2 protein-coding genes are annotated in these 2,286 nt (G+C 69.6%); both read left to right on the plus strand.

Annotated elements, in window-relative coordinates; all coding sequences use genetic code 11:
• Nucleotides 1-917, plus strand: a 917-nt coding sequence (locus VN520_RS06140; RefSeq protein ID WP_325745818.1) for a beta-ketoacyl-[acyl-carrier-protein] synthase family protein, incomplete at its 5' end; no start/stop codon positions are given.
• Nucleotides 918-970: 53 nt separating this feature from the next.
• A complete protein-coding gene (locus VN520_RS06145; RefSeq protein ID WP_325745819.1) occupies nucleotides 971-1,951 on the plus strand; it encodes an alpha/beta hydrolase in 981 nt (326 codons plus the stop codon).
• The last annotated feature ends 335 nt before the right edge of the window (nucleotides 1,952-2,286 follow it).

Here is a 2,286-nt window from a genome sequence, read left to right on the forward strand (position 1 = left end):
TCGGCTCGGGCCACGGCGGTCTGCCCTTTTACGACGAACAGACCGCCGTGCTCGGTGAACGAGGGGCGCGGCGGGTCTCGCCCAAAGTGGGTCTGCTGACGCCCGTCAGCGGGGCCGCCGACAGCGTATGCCGCGATCTCGGCGTCGGCGGCCCCAGTTTCGCGATTTCCACGGCCTGCGCCTCGGGTACGCACGCGCTCGGCACGTCCCTGCAACTGCTGCGGGCCGGAGCGTGCGACATCGCGATCGCAGGCGGTGCGGAGTCCGTCGCCAGCCGGCTGCTGGTGGCCGGGGCCAATCAGCTGAAAGCCCTGTCCACACGCCGGGACGACCCGGCGGCAGCCTGCCGCCCCTTCGACGCCGACCGGGACGGTTTCGTTCTCGGGGAGGGCGCCGGACTGCTGGTCCTGGAGTCCCCCGAGCATGCCCGTGCGCGCGGCGCGACGGTCCTGGCCCAGCTCGCTGGGTACGGAGCCGCCACCGACGCCGACGCGACCGTCGCGCCCGCCCCCGACGGAGCCGGGCTGGAGCGGGCGCTGCGCGCCGCCTTGGCGGACGCCGGGCTCGACGGGGCAGACGTCGACCACGTCAACGCCCATGGCACCGCGACCGTGGTCAACGACCTCGTGGAGAGCGCCGTCATCGCCCGGGTCTGCGGCCAGGGCCCCCTGGTCACGTCCACCAAAGCGATGACCGGACACACCCTCGGGGCCTGCGGGGGGATCGAGACCGCGCTGAGCGTGCTGGCCCTGCGCCACCAGCTCATCCCTCCCACCGCAAACCTCACCTCCCTGGATCCCCGCGTCCAGGTCGAGGTCGTGGCCAAGGAAGCCCGGCCTGCCCGCCTGGACTGCGCGGTGAAGACGTCGATGGGCTTCGGCGGATTCACCGCCGCCCTCGTGCTCACCCGCGCGTGACCCGGCCGCAACCGGTGCTCCGCCCGGGTGTGCTCCAGCAATGTGAGGAACTCATGACCAAGGAAATCGTCCGTTCCCTGACCGTGGACGGGCTGTCGTACTCCTACCGGCTGGTGCCCGGACCGCGCACCGGCACCGAACCGGTCCTCGTCCTGGGTGGTGCGCTGCAGGGCATGTACGGGTGGCCCCAGATAGAGGACCGGCTGGGACCGGTGACGAGCGTGATCACCGCCGACCTCCCCGGCACGGGCAGTGCCGACCCACTGACCGCGCACGATGCGCTCCCGCTGCTCTGCCGGGCAATCGAGCAGATCATCGACGACCTCGGCCTGGACCGCGTCAACCTGTTCGGCTACTCCTTCGGATCGGTCGTCGCCTTTCTCTGCGCCCAGCGACAGCCCCGACGGATCGCACGGCTCGTGCTCGGTGGCGTTCCGACCACCATCTCCGACGCGCAGTACGCACGGCTGCGTGAGCTGGCCGCTGAGCTGGCGGCCGGCCGGCTCCACGACTTCGCGGCACTGTTCGCCGAGTCGATGCTGTGTATGGACCCCGCTCGTCCGGTACTCAACCGCCACTTGACCTACCGGTATGTGAAGCGGGCCGTCTTCCACACCTACTCCCGCACGCCACACGCCCGGGCCTCGCTGGACCGCGCCCTCAGCTCGGGCCCCGCCCTCCTGGACGGCGGCCTCACCGGGGTGCCGACACTGGTCTTCAGCGGCGAGCACGACACCCTCACCCCGGTGAACGATCAGCGGGCCTTCACCACGACGATCGAGAACAGCACATTCGTCACCATGCGCGAATCAGACCACTGGGTCGTGCTGGAACGAGCTCACGAAGTAGCGGATCTCGCGCTGCGGTACTTCACCGGACGGTCACTGGAAGACGCGCAGTATGTGGTGCCGGAGGAAGGCAGGGCAGCACATGGCACGGCGCAGGCGTCCCAGGGGGACGCGCCGCAGACGGAACACGCGAGGAAATCCGAGGTGGTAGCGGCATGCTCGCGTCGGAGTGATGGCGACGTCTGACCGACAGCCTGCTTGCTCCCGGCGCCCGGTCCTGCGTGTGCTCCTGGACCATCGAGGTGACGGCCCACGGATCACCGGGCTCAGTGGCCCGGCCGGCCCTCCCGTGGAGTTCGCCGGTCCGGACGACCCTCTTCCGTCTGTACGTCTCCTTCTCGGATGCCGTGGCGGGGTTGACGATTCGGAGGCCAACAGCTCAACACCGTTGCGTTTGGCCCCTGGGCTGTACGTCAAGCCCTGCTGAACAGCGCAACGGGACCACCTGATAGATCAGCGATCGGCGAAGAAAGTCGATCAAGGTCAGGGGTCCCGTTGCAGGAGAAGTCTGTCATCACGTC

This window comes from Streptomyces sp., assembly GCF_035563135.1.
Lineage (GTDB): Bacteria > Actinomycetota > Actinomycetes > Streptomycetales > Streptomycetaceae > Streptomyces.

Excerpts from the sequence above, each read along its gene's own strand:
- VN520_RS06145 (WP_325745819.1), top strand. The coding sequence starts at position 971 with ATGACCAAGGAAATCGTCCGTTCCCTGACCGTGGACGGGCTGTCGTAC.